The following is a 20,727-nucleotide window of genomic DNA, read 5'->3' as shown; positions in this document are numbered from 1 at the left end:
GTCTGAAAACAGGTCGAGCGAGGCGACCCAAATTGTTCAGGAGTAAAGCATGCGTAATCTGATCATCAGCGCCGCCCTCGTCGCTGCCAGCCTGTTCGGCGTCACCGCCCAGGCCGCTGAAGCCCCTGCCGCCCCTTATGTCGAACTGGCCAACCCGGTTCCGGTTGCAGTGCCTGGCAAGATCGAAGTGGTCGAGTTGTTCTGGTATGGCTGCCCGCACTGCTACGCGTTCGAGCCGGTGATCAATCCATGGGTTGAAAAACTGCCTTCCGATGTCAACTTCGTGCGTATCCCGGCGATGTTCGGCGGCCCGTGGGACGCTCACGGCCAGATGTTCCTGACCCTCGAAGCGATGGGTGTCGAGCACAAGGTTCACGCTGCGGTATTCAACGCGATCCAGAAAGAACACAAGAAGCTGACCGACAAGAACGACATGGCTGACTTCCTCGCCACTCAAGGCGTGGACAAGGACAAGTTCCTCGCCACCTTCGACTCGTTCGCCATCAAAGGCCAGATCGTCAAGGCCCGTGAGCTGGCCAAGAAGTATGAAATCACTGGCGTGCCAACCATGATCGTCAACGGCAAATACCGTTTCGACATCGGCTCGGCCGGGGGCGCCGAACAAGCGCTGAAGCTGGCTGACGACCTCGTCGCCAAAGAGCGCGCGGCCACCAAGGCGGCTGCCAACTAAGCGCGGCCCTCGCCATGCGCCGCTGGAAGTCTGAACGCAGCGTTGGCCTGCATGATCCGCAGGTCAACGAGCATCACCTGGCGTCCACGGGCTTGCCCGCGGACCAGCGTCTGCGCTTGCTCAGCTTCAACATCCAGGTTGGCATCAGCACCGAGCGCTATCGGCATTACCTGACCCGCAGCTGGCAGCATTTGCTGCCGCACACCGGGCGCTCGGGCAATCTGCAAAAGATCGGTGATCTGCTCGGCGACTTCGATCTGGTCGCCCTGCAGGAAGCCGATGGTGGCAGCCTGCGTTCGGGCTACGTCAATCAGGTCGAACATCTGGCCCAGCTCGGCGCCTTCCCCTATTGGTATCAACAACTCAACCGCAACCTCGGCCGACTGGCGCAGCACAGCAACGGCGTGCTCAGTCGACTCAAGCCGTGGGCGATCGAAGATCACCCGCTGCCCGGGCCGAAAGGTCGCGGGGCAATTCTGCTGCGTTTCGGCGAAGGTCCGGAAGCGCTGGTGGTGGTGATGATGCATCTGGCCCTTGGCGCGCGTACGCGCAGCCTGCAACTGGCCTATATTCGTGAGCTGATCGGTGGCTACAAGCATCAAGTCCTGATGGGCGACATGAACACCCACGCCAGCGATCTGCTGCAACACTCTCCGTTACGCGATCTTGGCCTGCTGGACCCGCAGGTGGAAGCGACCTTCCCCAGCTGGCGTCCTCAGCGCTGCCTTGATCATATTCTGCTCAGCCCGACCCTGACTCTGGAAAAGGTCGAAGTGCTGGCACAACCGATTTCCGATCACCTGCCGGTCGCGGTAGAGATTCGTCTGCCGGGTTCGCTCACGGCCGATGCATTGCCCGCGTTGAGGCCTGACCTTCGCGGAAGCCCTGAATGAGCGACGACGCCCAGCGCTGGAAAGAGAAATACCTCAAAAGCATCGAACAACAGGACAAGCTCGAACGGCGCTGGGCCGCTCGCCTCGATTTGCTGCGCCGCGGTCTGGTACGCAGCACCCTGGCGGCGGAAGGCACCGACAAGGCGGTCGATCAGTGCATGAAAGAGATGCGCGACGTGGTGCGCACCGACGACATGGACGCCGGCCTCGCCGCCCTGCTGCCACGCCTGGAAAAAGCCGTGCTCGACTCCGAGCAGCGCCGGGAGACCCGTATCGAACAGGTCAGCACCGCACTGACGTCGCTGGTCACGCAGCTACAGGCCTTGCCGCTGCCGCGTGAAGTCGCGCAGCCGTTGAAGAAATTCGCCAAGCAACTGGACGGCCGCGTCAGCTCGGCGCGGGAAATGCCGTTGTTGCTCAGCGAACTGAGTGGCTTGCAAGGCAAGGCGTTGAGCCAGCTGGAAACCCCGGCAGAACCCGGTCGTCCGGGCTTGCTGCAACGCTTGTTCGGCAATCGCGATACGCCGGAAACGCCGGCGCCAGAAGCAGCCACATCGGCCGCAGAGGTTATGCCGGCCATCCAGGCCGAGGCGGCAGCACAGCTCGAACCCGAGATCACGCCCCCCATACCGACCGCGCCCATGACAGTTGCGCCCGCCGCGCCGATCAGTGAGCCGCCCGACGAAACGCCCCTGCCGACAGCGCAGACCCCGATTGAACCGCAGGAAGTGCTGGCTTTCGTGCCGCCCACGGTTGCCAGCGACGTCGCCGCTCACCCGACCGAGCCGTCAGCGCAGCCCTTCGAACCCGCGCCGCTGTTCGCCACGGATGCCGCTCAGCCACGCGCAGCGGTCAATCCCGACGAACTGATCCATCCCGGTGATCCCGCACCGCTGATGCTCGACAGCCTGCCGCTGCCCGAGCCAATCGCCCAGGCCTTGGCCGCGATCGACCCGGAGCAGTCCGAGCATGACATCCTGTTCGCCCTGCCGGATTCCCCGGAGCCGTCCTACAGTTCCGTCGCCCGGCACATCGAAGACACGCTGATCGGCCTGCTCGACGACCTGACCCTGCCCGAGCGTCATCGTCCGCAAGCCGAAGCCATGCGCGACCGGCTCAAACATGGCTTGAACTGGTATGAACTGATTCCGATCCTCGACGATCTCGCAACACTGATGCTGGCAATCACCGACAGCGGCCAGCACGAGTTCGAAGCATATCTGCAACAACTCAATGAACGCCTCGAAGCGTTTCAGAGCAACCTGCAAGCCGCCAGCGACGGCCACGCCGACAACAGCTCGGCGGCGCGGGCGATGGACACGCAGATCCGCGAGCAGGTCGACGGATTGCAGACCAGCGTGCAGGAAGCGGCGGACCTGAATGACCTCAAGCAAGTGCTGGAAAACCATCTCGAAGGCTTGCTCGGCACCATGGACCAGCACCGCCAGCAGCGCGATGCCCGCGAACAGGAAGTGGCGGCGCGGCTCAAGGGCTTGTCCGAGCGCGTGGCGCATATGGAACAGGAAGCCCTGGGGTTTCGCGAACACCTGGAAGAGCAACGGCAGAAAGCCCTGATCGACCCGCTCACCGGCCTGCCCAACCGCGCGGCCTGGAGCGAACGCCTCGAACACGAAATCAAGCAATGGCAGCAGCACGGCAACACCTTGAGCCTGGCGATGCTCGACCTTGACCACTTCAAGCGGATCAACGACAGCTATGGTCATCTGGCCGGTGACAAAGTGTTGAAGATCATCGCCACGGTGTTGCGCAAACGCCTGCGCGGCTCTGACTTCATCGCGCGTTTTGGCGGTGAGGAATTCGTTCTGCTGCTGCCCGCCACACCGCCAGCAGTCGGCGCAAAATTGCTGGAAGCATTGCGAGCGGCGGTCGAAGCCTGCCCGTTTCACTTCAAAGGCGAGCGCGTGACGATCACCCTTTCCATGGGCCTCGCGTCATTCAGAGCCGGCGAACATAGCGATCTGGTGCTCAAGCGAGCCGATCAGGCGCTGTATCGGGCAAAAAATGCAGGTCGCAATCGAGTCGAGCTGGGTTGAGCAAATTGTTCCATTTTGTTTAATTGCGCTCGCTGACCGTCGGCATGCAAGGCATTACGTTACACTGTTGCATTATCGTCTCCCGTGTGCTCTTTTCTGCCATGAAATTTTTCGCCCTTATTGCTTCGTTGCTCGTTCTGGCCGGTTGCGCCAGCGGCCCGCGTTATGACACCAACCATCCTTCGTCCAACTACGACAGCCGCATCCAGTTCGTGGTTGTTCACTACACTTCGGCCTCGCTGGAACGCTCCCTGCAGCTGCTGACCCACGGTGAAGTCAGCAGCCATTACCTGATCGGCGACGACAAGGGCGGCACCGTCTACAAGCTGGTGGATGAAAACCAGCGCGCCTGGCACGCCGGGGAAAGCCAGTGGCAGGGACGTACGTGGCTCAACTCCAGTTCGATCGGCATCGAAATCGTCAACCCCGGTTTCAAGGACACCCCGACCGGGCGCCTCTGGTATCCGTACAGCGAAGCACAGATTCAATCGCTGATCGCCCTGCTCAAGGACATCAGCAAGCGCAACGGTATCAGCCCGCAGCACATCATCGGTCACAGCGATATCGCGCCGCTGCGCAAACTCGATCCGGGTCCATTGTTTCCATGGAAGCGTCTCGCCGCCGAAGGCCTTGGCCGGTGGCCGAACGAACAAGCGGTGGCGCGTCAGCAAGCAATATTCAGCAGCGGCGAGCTGCCGAATATCAGCTGGTTCCAGGCGCAGCTGGCGCGCGTGGGCTACGACACGCCGCAGACCGGCGAACTGGACATCGCCACCCGGCATGTCCTCGCGGCGTTTCAAATGCACTATCGCCCTGCACGCTTCGACGGCACGCCGGACGCGCAAACGGCGGCGCTGCTGCTGGTCCTCAATCAGACAAAATAATGACGCCCGCCCGACGGTCAGCGCAAATTCACAATCAGCAGCTATAACTCATTGGTAATTCTTCGGATATCCCCTGATGGCTGCTACCCGAGAGACGCTGCGTAGCTGGTTTTATCGCCCGGTGTTTTTGGCGATGATTGCGGCTGTCCTCAGTGCCAGCCTGCTGATTGCCGGCGGAATGTTCGTGGCGATGCGTCAAGTCGAGCAGAATGAAAGCCAGGAAATGAACGCCCAGGGCGAGCGTTTTCTGGTGCGCCTGGAACAACTGTTCGGCCAGTTGCGCGAAAGCCTCGACGATCTTGAAGCTCAGCCATTGCGCAGCTGCGACGATGAAATGATCGCCACTCTGCAACAGGTCACCTTTAACTATCGCTTCGTGTATGAAGCGGCCTACATGGACGCCTCGCGCACTTGCTCCAACCGCCCACGTCAGGAAGGCCTGTCGAGTGCTCGCGCGCCGGATATCACAGGCCCGACTTACAGCTATTGGCTGAACACCACCACAGAACCTGATGAAAACCGCGCGGCGCTGATGCTCGGGCGCGGCAATTTCCGCGTGGCTACCTCGCGCGGGCACCTCACCGACATGGTCGACCTGTCGCCCGGGAGCAGCCTGCTGGTAGTACTCGATCACGGCACTCGGGCCATCCCGGTGCTGGGCCAGGCGCAGGCATGGCCGCCAACCGAACCGTGGCCGCTGAAAGCCAGCGCAGCCTTGCAAGTCACGCAAACCCGCCTGATCTACCGCATGCCCACCGACAACCCGGAATATCAGCTGGTGTTGATCGCGCCACGCACCGGCATGCACATTCCCGTCGTATGGTGGTGGGTGATTCCGCTGTGCGTGGTGCTCGGCGCCTTCGTCGGCTTTTGCGTGTTCTTGCTGGTGCGCCAGCGCCAGTCGCTCGACGCCGAGTTGCACGGCGCGATTCGGCGCGGTGAGTTGCAGGTGCTCTACCAACCGATCTTTGATCTCGACAGCCGCAACTGCGTGGGCGCCGAAGCCCTGCTGCGCTGGCGGCGACCGGACGGCACGCTGACCAGCCCCGACCTGTTTATACCGATGGCAGAAAACACCGGGCAGATTCGGCAGATGACCGACTTCGTCCTGCAGCGCTTGCTGGAGCAACTGGGACAGTTATTGCGGGCCAATCCGCAGCTTTATATCTCGGTTAACCTCGCCGCCTGCGACGTGATGGTGCCGCGCGTAGGCCAGGTCATGGCGCGCCTGCTGACCTTGCACCGGGTCGCGGCGCGGCAGATTGCCTTCGAAGTGACTGAGCGCGGCCTGATCGATGTGGTAGTGGCGCGGGAAAACCTGCAAGCCTTGCGCGATGTCGGCCATCAGGTCCTGATCGACGATTTCGGCACCGGCTATTGCAGCCTCGCCTATCTGCAAACATTGCCTGTGGATTGTCTGAAAATCGACAAGGCGTTCATCGACGCACTCGGTCATGACGCGGCGAGCAGCGGCGTCGCGCCGCATATCATTCATATGGCCCAGGCACTGGATCTGAAAGTGATTGCCGAAGGCATCGAGCTGGAATCGCAAGCGCAATTGCTCAGCAGTGAGGGGGTAAAGTTCGGCCAGGGCTGGCTGTTCGCTCATGCATTGAGCGCGGTGCAGTTCATAGAACTGATCACCCGTGGCCGTCGCCTCGTCGGGCGGCGCATGGACGATGAAGCCTGAACACGCCCAGGAAGTTTCGACAGTGCCTAAACGGCCAGGGCCATATAAAACTGCGTGCCCTGCCCCGGCCGCGAATACACGCCCATGCGGCCGCCGTGCAGCTGGACAATTTCCTTGCACAGCGCCAGCCCGAGCCCGGCGCCGCCCTTCTTGCGACCGACCTGCACAAACGGTTCGAAGATTCGCCCTTGCTGGCCGTAGGCGATGCCTTCGCCGTTGTCTTCGACACTGATGATCACCCGCTCGCCGTGCCGACGCGCCTGCAAGCGAATTTGCCCGTCGCGGGCGGTGTGACGCAAGGCATTGTCGATCAGGTTGTCGAGGACCCGCTCCAGTTGCGCCTGATCGGCCTGCAAGCGTGGCAATGGCCCCTGCACTTCGACCTTCAAGGCAATGCCTTTAGCCTCTGCCGCCTCGGCGAATCGCAGTTGCGCCTGTTCCAGCAAGTCTTCGATGGAACACGGTGCGAGTGTGAGTTTCTGCAAACCGTTCTGGTAGCGCGAGAAGTTGAGCAGGTCGTTGATCAACTGCATCAAGCGCTGCATTTCTTCGTTGACCGTGTCGAGCAAGTCCGCTTCGCGCGACTCTTCAGGGAATTTCGCTCGCTCACGGAACAGGCCGAACGCCATGTGCATGCCGGTGACCGGCGTGCGCAATTCATGGGAGGCGCGCAGGACAAACTCGCTGCGCACTCGCTCGAACGCACGCTGCTCGGTGACATCGTGCAGCACCATCACCGCGCCAAGGATGTGCCCTTGGGTATGGCTGACCGGCGTCAGGCTGTAGGTGAGCAAACGTGATTCGCCGTCGACTTCGATGCTCAGATCGTCTGGCGCGCGCTCAAGCGTGCCGCCGCGCAACACCAGTTGCAGCTGCGCATCCAGCTCAGGTCGGCCGAGGGCGGTGCCCAGGCCTTGGCCGAGACGGTCGTCTTCCCAACCCAGTTGGCGCTGCGCGACCGGATTGAGGTGCTCCAGTTGCCCTTGGCGATCAATCATCAACAAGCCGTCATCGATGCTGTCGAGGACCGCCTGCAGGCGTTGCTGCCCGGCCAGCAGTTCATCGACGTTGGTCGCCTGGTGCTCGCGCAAGGCCTCGGCCATCTGACCGAAACGTTTGGTCAGCTGATTCAGTTCCAGAGACGAGGACACCGGCAGAGTCACGTCGTATTTGCCTTTGCCGATTTCGTCCGCCGCTTGCGCCAGCGCTTCGATCGGCGCGCCAAAACGCCGGGCCACACCGTGGGCCGTGACAAATCCGATAATCAGTACGGCAAGCCCGACCAGCCCGAGCAGGCCGGCGATCAACAGGGCGCGATCACGCGCGTCGTTCTGTACGCCGTTGATTTTATCCAGTGCGTGTTTGTGTTCGGTGATCAGCCCGTTGCGCAGAATATTGAAGCGCTCTCGGAAATCGGCGCTGGAGCTTGCGGTGTTGCTCGGGTCACGCGACAGGTCGAAGGCTTGCAGGAAACTCAGGTAGTCGGCCTTGGCCTGGCTGAAGCCGTACTGGCGCTCTTTATCGTGCTGCTCCTTGGCGATGCCTTCGTCGAGCAACTGGAAGTAATGCTGTTTGGAGGCCTCGAACGCGACGGGATCAGGCTTTTCCGCGAGCATGATGATCAGTTGATCGCCCAAGGTCTGTCGCAACTTGAGCCCCAGCTCAAGGGTGACGAAGTTGCTGCGCACCAATGCTTCTTGTGTTCCGGCCATCTGCATCACGCTAACCAGCCCGAGCAGCAACCCGAGCAAGGCCACGGTGATCAGTGCGGAGATGCTCAGGAACAAACGGGTCCGCAACTTCATCGCCAGTTTCATCGTCGGGCGCTCACAGGTTGTACTGCTTGCGCTTGCGATACAGGGTCGAAGCGTCGATACCCAGGGTCTTGGCGGCTTGGTCGAGGGTGCCGGCGGTGGCGAGAACGGCGCCGATATGAGCTTTTTCCAGTTCGTCGAGGCTCAGCGCGGCGCCGACCCGTGGCGCGTTGTTGGCCGGTTGCTCGGCCATGCCGAGGTGGCTGATTTCCACACGTTCCTGCGGGCAAATGATGCTGGCCCGCTCGACCACGTTGCGCAGCTCACGGATGTTGCCGGGCCAACGGTAGCCGAGCAGCGCCTCGCGGGCCTCGTCACTGAAACCACGCGCCGGGCGCGCATATTCTTTGACGAAACGCGCCAGGAAGCGGTCGGCCAGAGTCAGGATGTCCTCGGCGCGCTCACGCAGTGGCGGCAGATGCAGCGTGATGACATTGAGGCGATAGAGCAGGTCTTCACGGAAGCGTCCGTCGCGAACCATATCTTCGAGGTTCAGGTTGGTCGCCGCCAGAATCCGCACATCGGCGCGGCGGGTGACCGGGTCGCCTACGCGCTCGTATTCCTTGTCCTGGATAAAACGCAGCAGCTTCGGCTGCAATGTCAGGGGAAAATCGCCGATCTCGTCGAGAAACAGAGTACCGCCGTCAGCCTGATTGACCCGGCCAAGGGTGCTTTCGCTGGCGCCGGTAAAGGCGCCGCGGCTGTGGCCGAACAGTTCGCTCTCCATCAGCTCGGCGGTCAGCGACGGGCAGTTAATGGTTACGCAGGATTTCTTCTCGCGCTTGCTCCAACCATGAATGGCGCGGGCCAACTCACCCTTACCCGTACCGGACTCGCCGAGAATCAAAATGTTGGCATCGGTGCTAGCGACCTGGCGAGCCGTCTCGAGTACGACTTTCATTGCCGGGCTGTGGGAGTCGAGGCCGTCCTTGGGTTTGCGGATTTCGCCTTCGAGCGCTTCGAGGCGTGCCGACAGTCGACGCACTTCCAGTTGCTTGGCGGTGGCCAGACGCAACTGGTCGGGGCTGCACGGTTTCACCAGATAATCCGCCGCGCCCGCCTGAATGGCATCCACCGCAGTGTCGACAGCCGAATGCGCGGTGACGATGACAACGCGCATCCAAGGCGCCTGGACACGCATCTGCGCCAGCACATCGAGACCGTTGTCTTCACCCAGACGCAAATCAAGGAAGCACAGATCGAACACCTGACGTTGCAGCAATGCCTCGGCCTGAGCCGCGCTGTTGGCGGTGGCCACCGTATAACCTTCGTCTTCGAGGCAATAACGGAAGGTACGCAGGATGGCGGATTCGTCGTCCACCAGCAGAATGCGGCCTTGATGCTCAGTGGCAGATTCCATTTTTCCTACGCTCCATAGTGATTGGTCTTGGGTTAGTCCCGGAAAAATCGGGCAAGTTGCATGGTTTATTCTGAACGATGCAAGCCATAGGAGGGTAGCCCTCTCCAGCCGATACGGCCAATACGTTGATTTTGTTGATTTTTTAATCTGCCACGGTTTTGCAGGGCTTGTCCTGCGTACATCTCTGACATCTGCGGCATGCTCTTCATTCCGTAAGACCGAAATCTCCTACGAAATAATCGTGCAATCCGCACGACGCTGGTTAACCCCATCGTGCAGGATGCGTCGCCAGGGCTTTTTCGAATATCTATAACTTGTTGATTTTAAAGGGGATTTTAAACATCCAAAAACTGGCATGCAGGCTGCAATAACTGTTTCAGCCCGGGCAGATCAGCACTGCCCCAATCGAACAAGAGTGAGGAACCCAGGATGACTCGCCCACGTGCCGCCCACATGCGTCTCTCGCCACTGCATATCCAGCAAGGTCTGTTCGCTGTGCTGGCGCTGCTGATCACCCTGATCGCCTGCCAGCAATACCTGCGCTGGGAAAACAGCCAGCAGCCGGAAGCGCCATTGGTGTCGATGCAGCATGCGACGCAGAGTCATTTCAGCGCCGTCAGCAGCACTCAGGACGAGCGCGCCACGATGCGCATGATGGAAGTCGATCAGGCACAACCGCTCGATCAACTGCCTCGCGAAGAACGTTGGGTTTTCTGATTCGCTAAAACCGATTCGGGCGCGCCGCGCCGGAACACGTAACACCCCTAAATAGAGAAGTAAGGAGAATCACCATGTTGAGCTGGGCAATTACATTCTTGATCATTGCCATCATCGCCGCCGTACTGGGCTTCGGTGGTATCGCGGGCACCGCCACGGGTATCGCCAAGATTCTCTTTGTCGTGTTCCTGGTGATGTTCATCGCTTCCTTCTTCTTTGGCCGTCGCGGCCGAGGTTAACAATGACAGTCTTGAAGACGCTGGCCGCCGCCCTGCTTCTGGGCGGCAGTGCCATGGCGATGGCGGCCAATGACGGCCAGACCCGGGTCAACGAACTGCTCGCTGCCGATGAGCAGTATCGTGAGACCTGGGAAAGCGTGATCAAAAAGGAAGAGCGTGTACCGGAATGGGTCATCAACCTCTCCGGCACTTCGGAGCAACAGATGCATGCCGTCACTGAAGACGGCGACAAGTATCTGGTGGGCCCGCTCTGCGAAAATCAGGACAAGTGCCTGAACCATCGCTTGATCGTCGCCTTCAGCTTCGACAAGGACGACGCCTACGCCATGCTGGTCGATGTACCGGAAGGTCTGCCGCAGGACAAGTCGCCGACGCGACACGCTACCTACCGCTTCTTCGGCAAGCCTGACCAGGGTATGCAGGATCTGCTGATGGAAACCCTGAAGAAAGATCCGAAGTGGTACTGATTCGAACATGAAGGCAGCAGCCCTGCTGCTTTCCATTGCGCCCACCCGAGGAGGGTCGGTGCATGACCAGGGGGCCGGGACGTTCTGACTGTTGCAGGGTCGGAGTGACCTACGGGTACAGGGAGTGCCTGCGCAAGGGCCGGGTCAGGGCAGGTAAAAGCTGCGTCGCAGGTTCGTCGGCCAATCATGGCTCGACGGACTTGCGCTGAGCTTCGCCACCCGCAAAAAGCTTGACCCAGCGCGCCCTTCACAGCCTTTTTATCGTCGACACTGCGCGTGTAAATATTACGCGGTGTTTCCTGACGACCGTATATCGACAAAGAAACCGTTTAAACAGTGGGACTTCTAGTCTCCCCACGTAGGCTTTTTCGCAAAATCTCTGCCGATATTTTTCCCTCGCGAATCGACCAATCTACGCTGGAATGGCCGGTTCACGGCACTTATGCCGGCTGAAATGTCACAATCGAACCGGTTGGGACGCCAGTTTCAATTGAAAAAGCTCATGCCGATTCGGCATAGGGTAGGCGTTTACGGCATTAGACGGCGCAACCTTGCATCGGAATAGTTGCGCCTTTTTTCGCCTGCCGAAGAGCCGTAAACACGCGATTCGGGGCACCTTATACGGAGGCAGATGCACAGACTTTTCCGCTGATCAGCGTTCCAGTTCCTGCATGTGCCTGAGACAAACGCAAGTAAGGGTAAAGATAATGAAGAAGGCAAAAATCAGCCTCGCCTGGCAGATCCTCATCGGTCTGGTTCTGGGGATTGCACTGGGTGCGTTGCTCAACCACTTCAGCGCCGAGAAGGCCTGGTGGATCAGCAACGTCCTGCAACCGGCAGGCGATATCTTTATCCGTCTGATCAAGATGATCGTGATCCCGATTGTCATTTCGTCGCTGATCGTCGGCATCGCCGGCGTCGGCGACGCCAAAAAGCTCGGGCGTATCGGTCTCAAAACCATCATCTATTTCGAAATTGTCACCACCATCGCCATCGTTGTCGGCCTGGTGTTGGCCAACGTGTTCCATCCGGGCACCGGCATCGACATGAGCACCCTGGGCACGGTGGATATCTCCAAGTACCAGGCGACCGCCGCCGAAGTGCAGCATGAACATGCGTTCATCGAGACCATTCTCAACCTGATCCCGTCGAATATCTTCGCGGCCATGGCCCGCGGTGAAATGCTGCCGATCATCTTCTTCTCGGTGCTGTTCGGTCTCGGCCTGTCGAGCCTGCAGTCGGACCTGCGCGAGCCGCTGGTGAAGATGTTCCAGGGCGTCTCGGAAAGCATGTTCAAGGTCACCCACATGATCATGAACTATGCGCCGATCGGCGTGTTCGCACTGATCGCGGTGACCGTCGCCAACTTCGGCTTCGCATCCCTGGTGCCGCTCGCCAAACTGGTGATTCTGGTTTACGTCGCCATCGCCTTCTTCGCCTTCGTGGTGCTGGGCCTGATCGCCAAACTGTTTGGCTTCTCGGTGCTCAAGCTGATGCGCATCTTCAAGGATGAGCTGGTGCTGGCCTACTCCACCGCTTCCTCGGAAACCGTGCTGCCACGGGTGATCGAGAAGATGGAAGCTTACGGTGCACCGAAAGCCATCTGCAGCTTCGTGGTGCCGACCGGTTACTCGTTCAACCTCGACGGCTCGACCCTGTATCAGTCGATCGCGGCAATTTTCATCGCCCAGCTGTACGGCATCGACCTGTCGATCAGCCAGCAACTACTGCTGGTGCTGACCCTGATGGTCACCTCCAAAGGCATCGCCGGCGTACCGGGTGTGTCCTTCGTGGTGTTGTTGGCAACGTTGGGCAGCGTAGGTATTCCGCTGGAAGGTCTGGCGTTCATCGCCGGTGTCGACCGTGTCATGGACATGGCCCGTACCGCACTGAACGTGATTGGTAATGCCCTGGCGGTGTTGGTGATCTCGCGTTGGGAAGGCATGTACGACGATGCCAAAGGCGAGCGCTACTGGAACTCCCTGCCGCACTGGCGCAGCAAGGAAAAATTGCCGGCTGGCGAAATTTCCAAGAACTGACACAAATCCCTGTAGGAGTGAGCCTGCTCGCGATGAGGGCTGTACATTCAACATCTCTGTTGTCTGATACACCGCGATCGCGAGCAGGCGAAGGCCTACAGTGGACCGCATCAGCCATACGAACCCCGGAGCAATCCGGGGTTTGTCGTTTCTGGCCACCCCGCTATCATTCGCGGCATTCTTTGGGGGATTTGACTGATGCTTAATGGCCTGTGGCTTGGCTTCTTCATCGTGGCAGCCGTGTCGGCGCTGGCGCAGTGGCTGATCGGCGGCAACGCCGGGATCTTCGCGGCGATGGTGGAAAGTATTTTCGCCATGGCCAAGCTTTCGGTCGAAGTCATGGTGCTGCTGTTCGGCACCCTCACCCTCTGGCTGGGTTTTCTGCGCATCGCCGAGAAGGCCGGGATTGTCGAATGGCTGGCTAAAGTGCTCGGGCCGCTGTTTCTGCGGCTGATGCCGGAAGTCCCACGCGGCCACCCTGCCCTCGGCCTGATCACCCTGAACTTCGCCGCCAATGGTCTGGGCCTCGACAACGCCGCGACGCCCATCGGCCTGAAGGCCATGAAGGCGCTGCAGGAGCTCAATCCCAGCGCTACCATCGCCAGCAACGCACAGATCCTGTTTTTGGTGCTCAACGCCTCCTCCCTGACCCTGCTGCCGGTGACGATCTTCATGTACCGCGCCCAGCAAGGCGCGCCCGACCCGACCCTGGTGTTCCTGCCGATCCTGCTGGCGACCAGTTGCTCGACCATCGTCGGCTTCCTCTCGGTGGCATTCATGCAGCGTCTGCGCATCTGGGACCCGGTGGTGCTGGCCTACCTGATCCCCGGCGCCCTCGCCCTTGGCGGTTTCATGGCCTTGCTCGGCACCCTTTCCGCTACCGCGCTGGCAGGATTGTCGTCGATCCTCGGCAATCTCACGCTGTTTGGCCTGATCATGCTGTTTCTGGTGATTGGTGCACTGCGCAAGGTCAAGGTCTACGAAGCGTTTGTCGAAGGCGCGAAGGAAGGCTTCGACGTGGCGAAGAACCTGCTGCCGTATCTGGTGGCGATGCTTTGCGCGGTGGGCGTGTTGCGTGCATCGGGCGCGCTGGATTTCGGTCTCGACGGCATCCGTCATCTGGTGGAGTGGGCCGGTTGGGACACGCGCTTCGTCGATGCATTGCCGACGGCGATGGTCAAACCGTTCTCCGGCAGCGCCGCGCGGGCGATGCTCATTGAAACCATGCAGACTTCCGGCGTGGACAGTTTCCCGGCGCTGGTGGCGGCGACGGTGCAGGGCAGTACCGAAACGACCTTCTATGTGCTGGCGGTGTATTTCGGCGCGGTGGGGATTCAGCGTGCAAGGCATGCGGTAGGGTGTGCGTTGCTGGCGGAGCTTGCCGGGGTGGTTGGCGCTATCGCCGTTTGCTACTGGTTCTTCGGCTAAACACAGATCCCATTGTAGGAGTGAGCCTGCTCGCGATAGCGGTGTATCAATCGCCATAATCGGTGACTGATAGACCGCTATCGCGAGCAGGCTCACTCCTACAGAGATTGCGGTGTGTCAGCGCGGTTGCGGGGCCAGTTTCTGGCCTTGTTCGACCGCCCAGGCCACGACTTTGGCCGTAAGCCGATCACTGGCCTGACCGAACCCGGCCACCACTGCGGGTACCTGCACAGCGCTCAATGGCTGGCGTTCTTCAAAGCGTCGACTGGCGAGTATCCGCTGGTCATAGCCGCGCACCAGCAACGCATCGACGCGCACCACGACGCTGGCCTGAGTGCCCTGATATTCGGTCTGGAATGCCTCCAAACTGCCGCCCAGTTCGAGATCCGCCTGAAAATTGCTGTCATCGGTGCTGAGCAACGTCACCCGGCCGTCACGCTGAAAACCATCGAGCAGGCGGTTGCGCAGCAGCACTGGGGCTGGATCGCTCCAGCGCGAGCCCTTGTAGCTGCTGATCACGTCACCCTGTGGAATCACCGCGATGCTCGGCCGGTTCAGCGCTTCGCTGGCCTGCAATTTGTTCAGCCGCAACGACCACGACTGCGTCAGCGCATTGGCCGAGGCGGGGGCCGGTGCGGCGGGCAGGCGATAGACATCCGAGGGTTCCGCCTGCGGCAGGATCGAGCACGCGCCGAGCAAGGTCAGGCCTGCACCGAGGAGGGCGATTCGGGTCAGTTTCATGGAGTGAATTCCTTGTTCTTGTCGCTGCCCAGCAGGTAGCCGCTGGGGTTGGCCTCGAGGCGTTGGGAAATGGCGCGCAGCGAGGTCAGCGTCTCGCGCAGTTCGCGGATCGCCGGCGCCAGGCCATTGAGGCCCTGCATGCCGTTATCCAGCGAATTCTGGTTTTTGCTGAGCAGGCCATTGATCGTCACACTGCTTTGCTCCAGCGACTTCATCGCCTGCTCGGCGCTGCCCAGGGCCTGCTTGCCCTGATCGTTGAGCAAGCCGTTGGCGTTGCGCATCAGCAGCGAGGTCTGTTCGAGCATGCTGCCGGCCTGCTTGCCGACGCTCGCCAGTTGCTGCATGGCTTGCTTGATGTCGCCACGCTGGTCGTTGATGGTGCCGGTGGTCTGTTCGAGATGGGCGAGGGTCTTGCTCACACGCTCGACGTTCTCGGCGGAGAACATGTGATTGGCGTTTTGCAGCAACGCGCTGATGCCGGTCATCAAATCGCTGCTGTCATTGAGCAGGCGCGAGATAGGCGAGGGCGAAGCGATGAGGGTCGGCAATTGACCGTCATGCCCGCGTAGTTTCGGGCTCTCGGGCGTGCCGCCGCTGAGCTGGATGATCGAGGTGCCGGTGATCCCGGTCAGCGCCAGTTTGGCCTGGGTGTCTTCCTTCACCGGCGTGTCGCCCGCCAGACGAATCCGCGCCAGCACCCGGCGCGGGTCTTGCGGGTCGAGGCGCAGGCTGACCACGTCGCCGACCTTGATCCCGCTGTACTGCACCGAACTGCCCTTGGACAGGCCGCTGACCGCCTCGTTGAACACCACTTCGTAATCCTTGAACTCGGTGTCGACGCTGGACTTGGCCAGGAACAGACCGAAGAGCAGGGCGCCTGCCACCACGATCACCGTGAACAGGCCGATCAACACATGATGGGCTCGGGTTTCCATGTCAGACCTCGTTGAGCAGTTTGGCGGCGTCCAGCGCCGAGCGGCCACGTGGGCCGTGAAAGTATTCGTGAATCCACGCGTCGTCGGTTTCCGAGACCTCGTCGATCGGTCCGGCGACCAGCACTTTCTTCTGCGCCAGCACCGCCACGCGGTCGGTGATGGTGTAGAGCGTGTCGAGGTCGTGGGTCACCAGAAATACGCTGAGGCCGAGCGCATCGCGCAGGGTCAGGATCAACTGATCGAAAGCCGCCGCGCCAATCGGGTCGAGGCCGGCGGTGGGTTCGTCGAGAAACAGAATGTCCGGATCCAGTGCCAGGGCGCGCGCCAGTGCCGCGCGTTTGATCATGCCGCCGGACAGCGACGCCGGATATTTGTCCGCCGCCGACAGCGGCAGCCCGGCCAACGCCAGTTTCACTGCCGCCAGGTGCTCGGCGTCGTGGCGGCTGAGGCCGGCGTGTTCGATGAGGGGCAGGGCAACGTTTTCGGTGACGGTCAGCGAGGAAAACAGCGCGCCTTTCTGAAACAGCACGCCAAAGCGCCTTTCGATCAACGAACGTTCATGTTCGGCCAGATTCGGCAGGTTCTGCCCGAACACTTTGACCACACCTTCGCTGGGCCGGTTGAGCCCGACAATGCTGCGCAGCAGCACCGATTTGCCGGTGCCGGAGCCGCCGACCACGGCGAGGATTTCGCCTTTGTACACATCCAGATCGAGGTTCTCATGCACGCTCTGGCTGCCAAAGCGATTGCACAGGCCACACACTTCGATCACCGCCTCGGAGGGCGCGCGGGGTAAACGACTCACCAGCCCATCTCCATGAAAAACAGCGCAGCCACCGCATCGAGCACGATCACCACGAAAATCGACTGGACCACGCTGGAAGTGGTGTGCGCGCCGACCGATTCGGCGCTGCCGCTGACCTTGAAGCCTTCCAGACAACCGATCGCAGCGATCAGGAAGGCGAAGATCGGCGCTTTCACCATGCCGACCAGAAAATGCTGCACGCCGATATCCGATTGCAGCAGTGAAAGGAACATCGCCGGCGAGATATCCAGCGACACCGCGCAGACCACGCCGCCGCCAATGATTCCCGAGAGCATCGCCAGAAAGGTCAGCATCGGCAGCGCCACCAGCATCGCCAGCACCCGCGGCACCACCAGCAGTTCCATCGGGTCGAGGCCGAGGGTGCGGATCGCATCGATTTCTTCATTGGCTTTCATCGAGCCGATCTGCGCGGTGAACGCACTGGCGGTGCGCCCGGCCATGAGAATCGCCGTCAACAGCACTGCGAATTCGCGCAGGAACGAGAAGCCGACCAGGTCCACAGTGAAAATCGTCGCGCCAAAACCGGCCAGCACCGTAGCGCCGAGAAACGCCACCACGGCGCCGACCAGAAACGTCAGCAAGGCCACGATCGGCGCGGCGTCGAGGCCGGTCTGTTCGATGTGCGCGATCATCGGCGTGATGCGCCAGCGCTTGGGGCGCAGCAGCCCGCGCGCCAGGGTTTCAAGGATCAGGCCGACGAAACCGAGCAGTTGCAGGGTGTCTTGCCACACGGTGTCGACCGCGCGGCCGATGCGCGTGAGCAATTGCACGCTGACGCTGATTTCCGGTTCCTTGAGCGGCACGCAGAAATCGCTCAGCGAGCAATACACGGTCTGCAGCAAGGCACGATCAGCGGCGGACAGGGTGCAATCGGGATGTTCTGCGGATTTGCCGAGGCGTTCGGCGCCGAGCAACTCCACCAGCAGCGAGGCGCCGGCGGTGTCGAGCGCGCCAAGGTCGTTGAGATCGATCGGGGTATTGGCGTCGTACTGGCCGTGGAGCTTTTCGCTCAGGTGCTTGAGCGCCGTGTAATGGGCGAGCGTCCAGTCGCCGCTGACCCGCAGGCGGGCAGGGCTGAGCGAGGTGTCCAGGCGGGCGCTGCCGGGCGTTGGGCTGCTGGTCATAAGCTCCGTGCTTGTACGGCTGTTACGAGAGCCTACGTAATAGCACGAACCGGATTACTTTTCTTTGGCCGGTGTGCTGTCGGTGATGGCGAAACGCAGCACACCGATCAGTTGACCATCCTCGGTCAGCACCCGCACCTGCCACTTGCCCGCCGGGTTGCCGGGGAAGTTCTGCTTGTGTGTCCACGCCCGGTAACCTTCCTTGCGCCCGCCGTGGATATCGAGAGCGATGCGGTCGACCTCTTTGCCGTTGAACTGCCAGACGTGGTAGATCCGCTCATCGAGGCCTCGCGGCGCGTTGATCGCGGTGTAGGCGTAGAGCCCGTCGGCGCGGATCTGCTCGGCGCTGACCGTGTCGAGGCTGGCGCCCGGGGTGCGATCCTGCAAGGTGGTGCTGATCGCCACATCGGTCATCCACAGCGTCGCCGGCGGCACCCACGAGCGCAGCACCCAGCCAACACCGCCAATGCCCACGGTAATGCACAGAATGGCCAAGGCGTTGCGCAACGTACGGATCGGGAAGATCGACGCCAGGCTCGGAAACGACAACAACACGGAAATGCCCAGCGCCCATTTGAAACTCTGCGCGGTGGTCAGGTGCATGATCACCGGTAGCGCGGTGAGCAGGGCGGCGAACAGGGTCAGAGTGTGCAACGCCAGAAACGCCCAGCGCCGTGGCGCCAGCCATTTGTAATACAGCGGATCGACGATGGAGATCAGGGCGGCGACGCTGAGCAGGCCGGTGAAAAACAACTGGCCGCTGTTCCAGGTGGTGGTGATGAAGAAAAACGGCAGGACGAAAAACAGGCTTTCCTGATGGATCATCTGCGTCGCGTAACGCAACAGCGGCTGAGGAATTTCGCGTTTGAAGATCCGCGTGAACAGCCCGGTGAGGGTGTTTTCCAGCATCAGCCAGATCCAGCTCAACAGCATGATCACCGTGATCCAGCTCGCCAGCCCCTGCTGGCGATCGACCAGCATGAAACTGCCGACCCCGGAGATGAAACCACCCAGCGCAATGACCCCGGGGTAGCGCTTCATCAGTTCGAGGAGGCGCTGGATCAGGAGCTGTAATTTCGGCATGGGGGGCGGTTCACGACAGAGTGGGGAAATACTTCGACAGAGTAGCGTCCGTCGGGCGATGTGGCGAGTTTGGGCTCACTTAAATCGACGCATACCTCTGTAGGCCTTCGCCTGCTCGCGATAGCGGAATTACATTCAACATTGATGTCAGACGATATGGCGCTATCGCGAGCAGGCGAAGGCCTACAGGGGATTAGTGTTCGGCGGTTTTTCGGCGGTGATACACGTGCCTGCCGAGCAGTATAAGCAACACCACACCCAACCCACCGGCACTTATCCACAACACCTGATCATCACCGATCAACGGTTTCTCGATGCGCAAATAGCCCGGCTGCAACAGCAACTCGCGCATGGCCTTGTTCGCCGCTTCCAGCGTCACGCCTTGCAGTTCGCGGGCAGGATTGGCGAAGCGGCCGTCCTGGTAATCGGCCAATGCGCTCCAGTAATAATCGGCCATCGCGCTGTTGCCCTGCACGGCCCAGGCCTGATGGGCGATGGAGGCCTGTTTGATGCGGGCGAAGGTCGTTGGGTCGAGGCCGTTCTTCAGCAGATCGGCCTTGAGGTCTTCGAGCACCTGAATCGCTTCGTCGACGTCATCGCGGTCCAGATCAGCGTTGAGGCTCATGAAACCGACGCCGCCGAACACTTCGCGCTCGGCCCACGGCCCGTAGGACAAACCGTGATTGAGGCGGATCTGCCGGTACAGCGCCCAGTCGAGGTAATCCTTGAGGATGTCGAAGGTCTGGTCGTACTGATCGTCCAGCACCGGCTCCGGCACCAGCCAGTGCAGCTTGGCGTTGTCGCCGATAAAACCGCGGGTGAGGGTGCGCTCATGGGCGGCGCTGGCGCGGATGTCCGGCAGCGGCCGATGCTCGCTCGGGTCGACCGCCTCAAGCGCGCCCCAGGTGCGTTCGAGATAGGCCGGCAGCAGCTTGTCGAGTTCGCCAACAACGATCAACGTCATGTTGTTCGGCGCGTACCAGGCTTTGCGGACCTGCTCCAGTTGCGCCTGGGTCAGGTGCTCGACCTCGGCGCGTTGCGGGCATTTCAGACCCAGCTCGACAGCCAGTTGATTGCTCGCGGAGTGTCCCAGATCCTGGCGATCGAGAAACCGCCGCAGTTTGGTGTAATGGCCACCGTCCTCGCGCTCAACTACGCGCTTGGCGGCGTTGATCGCGTTGTCGTCGATGCGCGTCTGGGTCAGCAGATCGAGCAACAGGTCGAGCACCTTGCGCTGGTTTTTCGCTGGCGCCTCGATGACGAACGTGGTGTCGGCATTGCTGGTGAACGCATTCCAGTCACCGCCCAGCGCCTGCATGCGTTCTTCCAGTCCGCCTTCGCCGGTCGCATCGATGCCGCTGAACAGCAGATGCTCCAGTAAATGCGGCAGCTCTTTTTCATCACAATCGAAATCGTCGAGACCGACGCCAACCACCAGCCGGATCGCCACATGACCACGCTCGGTGCCGGGTTTGAGCAGCAACTGCAAACCGTTGGGCAGCGCATAGCCTTCGACCTGAAATCGATCCAGGGCAAGGGCGGGCAGGGAACCGAGCAACAGACAGGCGAACAACAGGCAACGCATAACAGGCTTCCATACGGCTGATTTGGAGATCCGTGTCGTCAGACAGACCGCTATCGCCAGCAGGCTGGCTCCCACATTTGAATTGCATTTACCTGTGGGAGCCAGCCTGCTGGCGATAGCGGTGCGAAAGCTGAACCACTGTAACTGACTGACCCCA

At 61.0% G+C, this 20,727-nt stretch carries 18 protein-coding genes; 10 read left to right on the top strand and 8 right to left on the bottom strand.

Annotation, left to right across the window (positions count from 1 at the left end):
- The first annotated feature begins 49 nt into the window (after positions 1-49).
- The 5 genes from BLU52_RS25325 to BLU52_RS25305 all read left to right on the top strand — a co-directional run bounded on the left by BLU52_RS25325 (position 50) and on the right by BLU52_RS25305 (position 6,212).
- A complete protein-coding gene (locus BLU52_RS25325; RefSeq protein ID WP_090287938.1) occupies positions 50-691 on the top strand; it encodes a thiol:disulfide interchange protein DsbA/DsbL in 642 nt (213 codons plus the stop codon).
- A 14-nt stretch (positions 692-705) separates the two neighbouring features.
- Positions 706-1,584 carry an endonuclease/exonuclease/phosphatase family protein gene (locus BLU52_RS25320; RefSeq protein WP_090287936.1) on the top strand — a complete coding sequence of 293 codons (879 nt, stop codon included), beginning with the start codon at positions 706-708 and terminating at the stop codon, positions 1,582-1,584.
- A complete protein-coding gene (locus tag BLU52_RS25315; protein WP_090287934.1) occupies positions 1,581-3,638 on the top strand; it encodes a GGDEF domain-containing protein in 2,058 nt (685 codons plus the stop codon). The genes BLU52_RS25320 and BLU52_RS25315 overlap by 4 nt, the downstream gene beginning before the upstream one ends.
- 101 nt (positions 3,639-3,739) lie before the next feature.
- Entirely contained in the window at positions 3,740-4,522 is a 783-nt protein-coding gene (locus tag BLU52_RS25310; protein ID WP_090287932.1) for an N-acetylmuramoyl-L-alanine amidase, read from the top strand.
- Positions 4,523-4,598: 76 nt separating this feature from the next.
- A complete protein-coding gene (locus BLU52_RS25305; RefSeq protein WP_090287930.1) occupies positions 4,599-6,212 on the top strand; it encodes an EAL domain-containing protein in 1,614 nt (537 codons plus the stop codon).
- A gap of 26 nt (positions 6,213-6,238) precedes the next feature.
- Here the strand turns inward: BLU52_RS25305 and BLU52_RS25300 are convergent, their stop codons facing one another.
- Together BLU52_RS25300 and algB are read right to left on the bottom strand one after the other, a co-directional pair.
- Complete coding sequence (locus tag BLU52_RS25300; RefSeq protein ID WP_090287927.1) at positions 6,239-8,029, bottom strand: ATP-binding protein; 1,791 nt, start codon at positions 8,027-8,029, stop codon at positions 6,239-6,241.
- Between the two features lie 10 nt (positions 8,030-8,039).
- Complete coding sequence (algB, locus tag BLU52_RS25295; protein WP_090287925.1) at positions 8,040-9,386, bottom strand: sigma-54-dependent response regulator transcription factor AlgB; 1,347 nt, start codon at positions 9,384-9,386, stop codon at positions 8,040-8,042.
- Positions 9,387-9,815: 429 nt separating this feature from the next.
- Between algB and BLU52_RS25290 the strand changes: the two genes are divergently transcribed.
- The 5 genes from BLU52_RS25290 (at position 9,816) to BLU52_RS25270 (ending at position 14,276) form a co-directional block, all read left to right on the top strand.
- Complete coding sequence (locus tag BLU52_RS25290; protein WP_090287923.1) at positions 9,816-10,103, top strand: hypothetical protein; 288 nt, start codon at positions 9,816-9,818, stop codon at positions 10,101-10,103.
- 74 nt (positions 10,104-10,177) lie between these two features.
- Positions 10,178-10,342: a DUF1328 domain-containing protein gene (locus BLU52_RS25285; RefSeq protein ID WP_003177151.1), complete on the top strand. Its 165-nt coding sequence runs from the start codon at positions 10,178-10,180 to the stop codon at positions 10,340-10,342.
- 2 nt (positions 10,343-10,344) lie between these two features.
- Positions 10,345-10,809 carry an inhibitor of vertebrate lysozyme family protein gene (locus BLU52_RS25280; RefSeq protein WP_090287921.1) on the top strand — a complete coding sequence of 155 codons (465 nt, stop codon included), beginning with the start codon at positions 10,345-10,347 and terminating at the stop codon, positions 10,807-10,809.
- Positions 10,810-11,516: 707 nt separating this feature from the next.
- On the top strand, positions 11,517-12,848 hold the full coding sequence (gene gltP / locus BLU52_RS25275; protein WP_090287919.1) for a glutamate/aspartate:proton symporter GltP: 1,332 nt from the start codon (positions 11,517-11,519) through the stop codon (positions 12,846-12,848).
- A 198-nt stretch (positions 12,849-13,046) separates the two neighbouring features.
- On the top strand, positions 13,047-14,276 hold the full coding sequence (locus tag BLU52_RS25270; protein WP_090287918.1) for a nucleoside recognition domain-containing protein: 1,230 nt from the start codon (positions 13,047-13,049) through the stop codon (positions 14,274-14,276).
- Between the two features lie 117 nt (positions 14,277-14,393).
- Here the strand turns inward: BLU52_RS25270 and BLU52_RS25265 are convergent, their stop codons facing one another.
- The 6 genes from BLU52_RS25265 to BLU52_RS25240 all read right to left on the bottom strand — a co-directional run bounded on the left by BLU52_RS25265 (position 14,394) and on the right by BLU52_RS25240 (position 20,570).
- Positions 14,394-15,017, bottom strand: coding sequence for an ABC-type transport auxiliary lipoprotein family protein (locus BLU52_RS25265; protein WP_090287916.1), 624 nt, complete (start codon positions 15,015-15,017; stop codon positions 14,394-14,396).
- Complete coding sequence (locus BLU52_RS25260) at positions 15,014-15,952, bottom strand: MlaD family protein (RefSeq protein ID WP_090287914.1); 939 nt, start codon at positions 15,950-15,952, stop codon at positions 15,014-15,016. The genes BLU52_RS25265 and BLU52_RS25260 overlap by 4 nt, the downstream gene beginning before the upstream one ends.
- Before the next feature lies 1 nt (position 15,953).
- A complete protein-coding gene (locus tag BLU52_RS25255) occupies positions 15,954-16,757 on the bottom strand; it encodes an ABC transporter ATP-binding protein (RefSeq protein ID WP_090287912.1) in 804 nt (267 codons plus the stop codon).
- Entirely contained in the window at positions 16,754-17,902 is a 1,149-nt protein-coding gene (locus BLU52_RS25250) for an ABC transporter permease (RefSeq protein WP_090287910.1), read from the bottom strand. Before BLU52_RS25250 ends, BLU52_RS25255 begins: the two co-directional genes overlap by 4 nt.
- A gap of 54 nt (positions 17,903-17,956) precedes the next feature.
- Entirely contained in the window at positions 17,957-18,985 is a 1,029-nt protein-coding gene (locus BLU52_RS25245; RefSeq protein WP_090287908.1) for a DUF5924 family protein, read from the bottom strand.
- A 193-nt stretch (positions 18,986-19,178) separates the two neighbouring features.
- Positions 19,179-20,570 (bottom strand): M16 family metallopeptidase, encoded by a 1,392-nt coding sequence (locus BLU52_RS25240; RefSeq protein WP_090287906.1) that lies wholly within the window; start codon positions 20,568-20,570, stop codon positions 19,179-19,181.
- Between the last annotated feature and the right edge of the window lie 157 nt (positions 20,571-20,727).

Origin of the sequence: Pseudomonas granadensis (assembly GCF_900105485.1) — a bacterium.
GTDB lineage: Bacteria > Pseudomonadota > Gammaproteobacteria > Pseudomonadales > Pseudomonadaceae > Aquipseudomonas > Aquipseudomonas granadensis.
The sequence above is the reverse complement of the archived record's forward strand: the minus strand, read 5'-3'. Positions and strand labels throughout refer to the sequence as shown.

Bases quoted from the DNA above. Each gene is read 5' to 3' on its own strand.
- BLU52_RS25325 (WP_090287938.1), top strand. From the start codon at position 50: ATGCGTAATCTGATCATCAGCGCCGCCCTCGTCGCTGCCAGCCTGTTC.
- BLU52_RS25320 (WP_090287936.1), top strand. From the start codon at position 706: ATGCGCCGCTGGAAGTCTGAACGCAGCGTTGGCCTGCATGATCCGCAG.
- BLU52_RS25315 (WP_090287934.1), top strand. From the start codon at position 1,581: ATGAGCGACGACGCCCAGCGCTGGAAAGAGAAATACCTCAAAAGCATC.
- BLU52_RS25310 (WP_090287932.1), top strand. From the start codon at position 3,740: ATGAAATTTTTCGCCCTTATTGCTTCGTTGCTCGTTCTGGCCGGTTGC.
- BLU52_RS25305 (WP_090287930.1), top strand. From the start codon at position 4,599: ATGGCTGCTACCCGAGAGACGCTGCGTAGCTGGTTTTATCGCCCGGTG.
- BLU52_RS25300 (WP_090287927.1), bottom strand. From the start codon at position 8,029: ATGAAACTGGCGATGAAGTTGCGGACCCGTTTGTTCCTGAGCATCTCC.
- algB (WP_090287925.1), bottom strand. From the start codon at position 9,386: ATGGAATCTGCCACTGAGCATCAAGGCCGCATTCTGCTGGTGGACGAC.
- BLU52_RS25290 (WP_090287923.1), top strand. From the start codon at position 9,816: ATGACTCGCCCACGTGCCGCCCACATGCGTCTCTCGCCACTGCATATC.
- BLU52_RS25285 (WP_003177151.1), top strand. From the start codon at position 10,178: ATGTTGAGCTGGGCAATTACATTCTTGATCATTGCCATCATCGCCGCC.
- BLU52_RS25280 (WP_090287921.1), top strand. From the start codon at position 10,345: ATGACAGTCTTGAAGACGCTGGCCGCCGCCCTGCTTCTGGGCGGCAGT.
- gltP (WP_090287919.1), top strand. From the start codon at position 11,517: ATGAAGAAGGCAAAAATCAGCCTCGCCTGGCAGATCCTCATCGGTCTG.
- BLU52_RS25270 (WP_090287918.1), top strand. From the start codon at position 13,047: ATGCTTAATGGCCTGTGGCTTGGCTTCTTCATCGTGGCAGCCGTGTCG.
- BLU52_RS25265 (WP_090287916.1), bottom strand. From the start codon at position 15,017: ATGAAACTGACCCGAATCGCCCTCCTCGGTGCAGGCCTGACCTTGCTC.
- BLU52_RS25260 (WP_090287914.1), bottom strand. From the start codon at position 15,952: ATGGAAACCCGAGCCCATCATGTGTTGATCGGCCTGTTCACGGTGATC.
- BLU52_RS25250 (WP_090287910.1), bottom strand. From the start codon at position 17,902: ATGACCAGCAGCCCAACGCCCGGCAGCGCCCGCCTGGACACCTCGCTC.
- BLU52_RS25245 (WP_090287908.1), bottom strand. From the start codon at position 18,985: ATGCCGAAATTACAGCTCCTGATCCAGCGCCTCCTCGAACTGATGAAG.
- BLU52_RS25240 (WP_090287906.1), bottom strand. From the start codon at position 20,570: ATGCGTTGCCTGTTGTTCGCCTGTCTGTTGCTCGGTTCCCTGCCCGCC.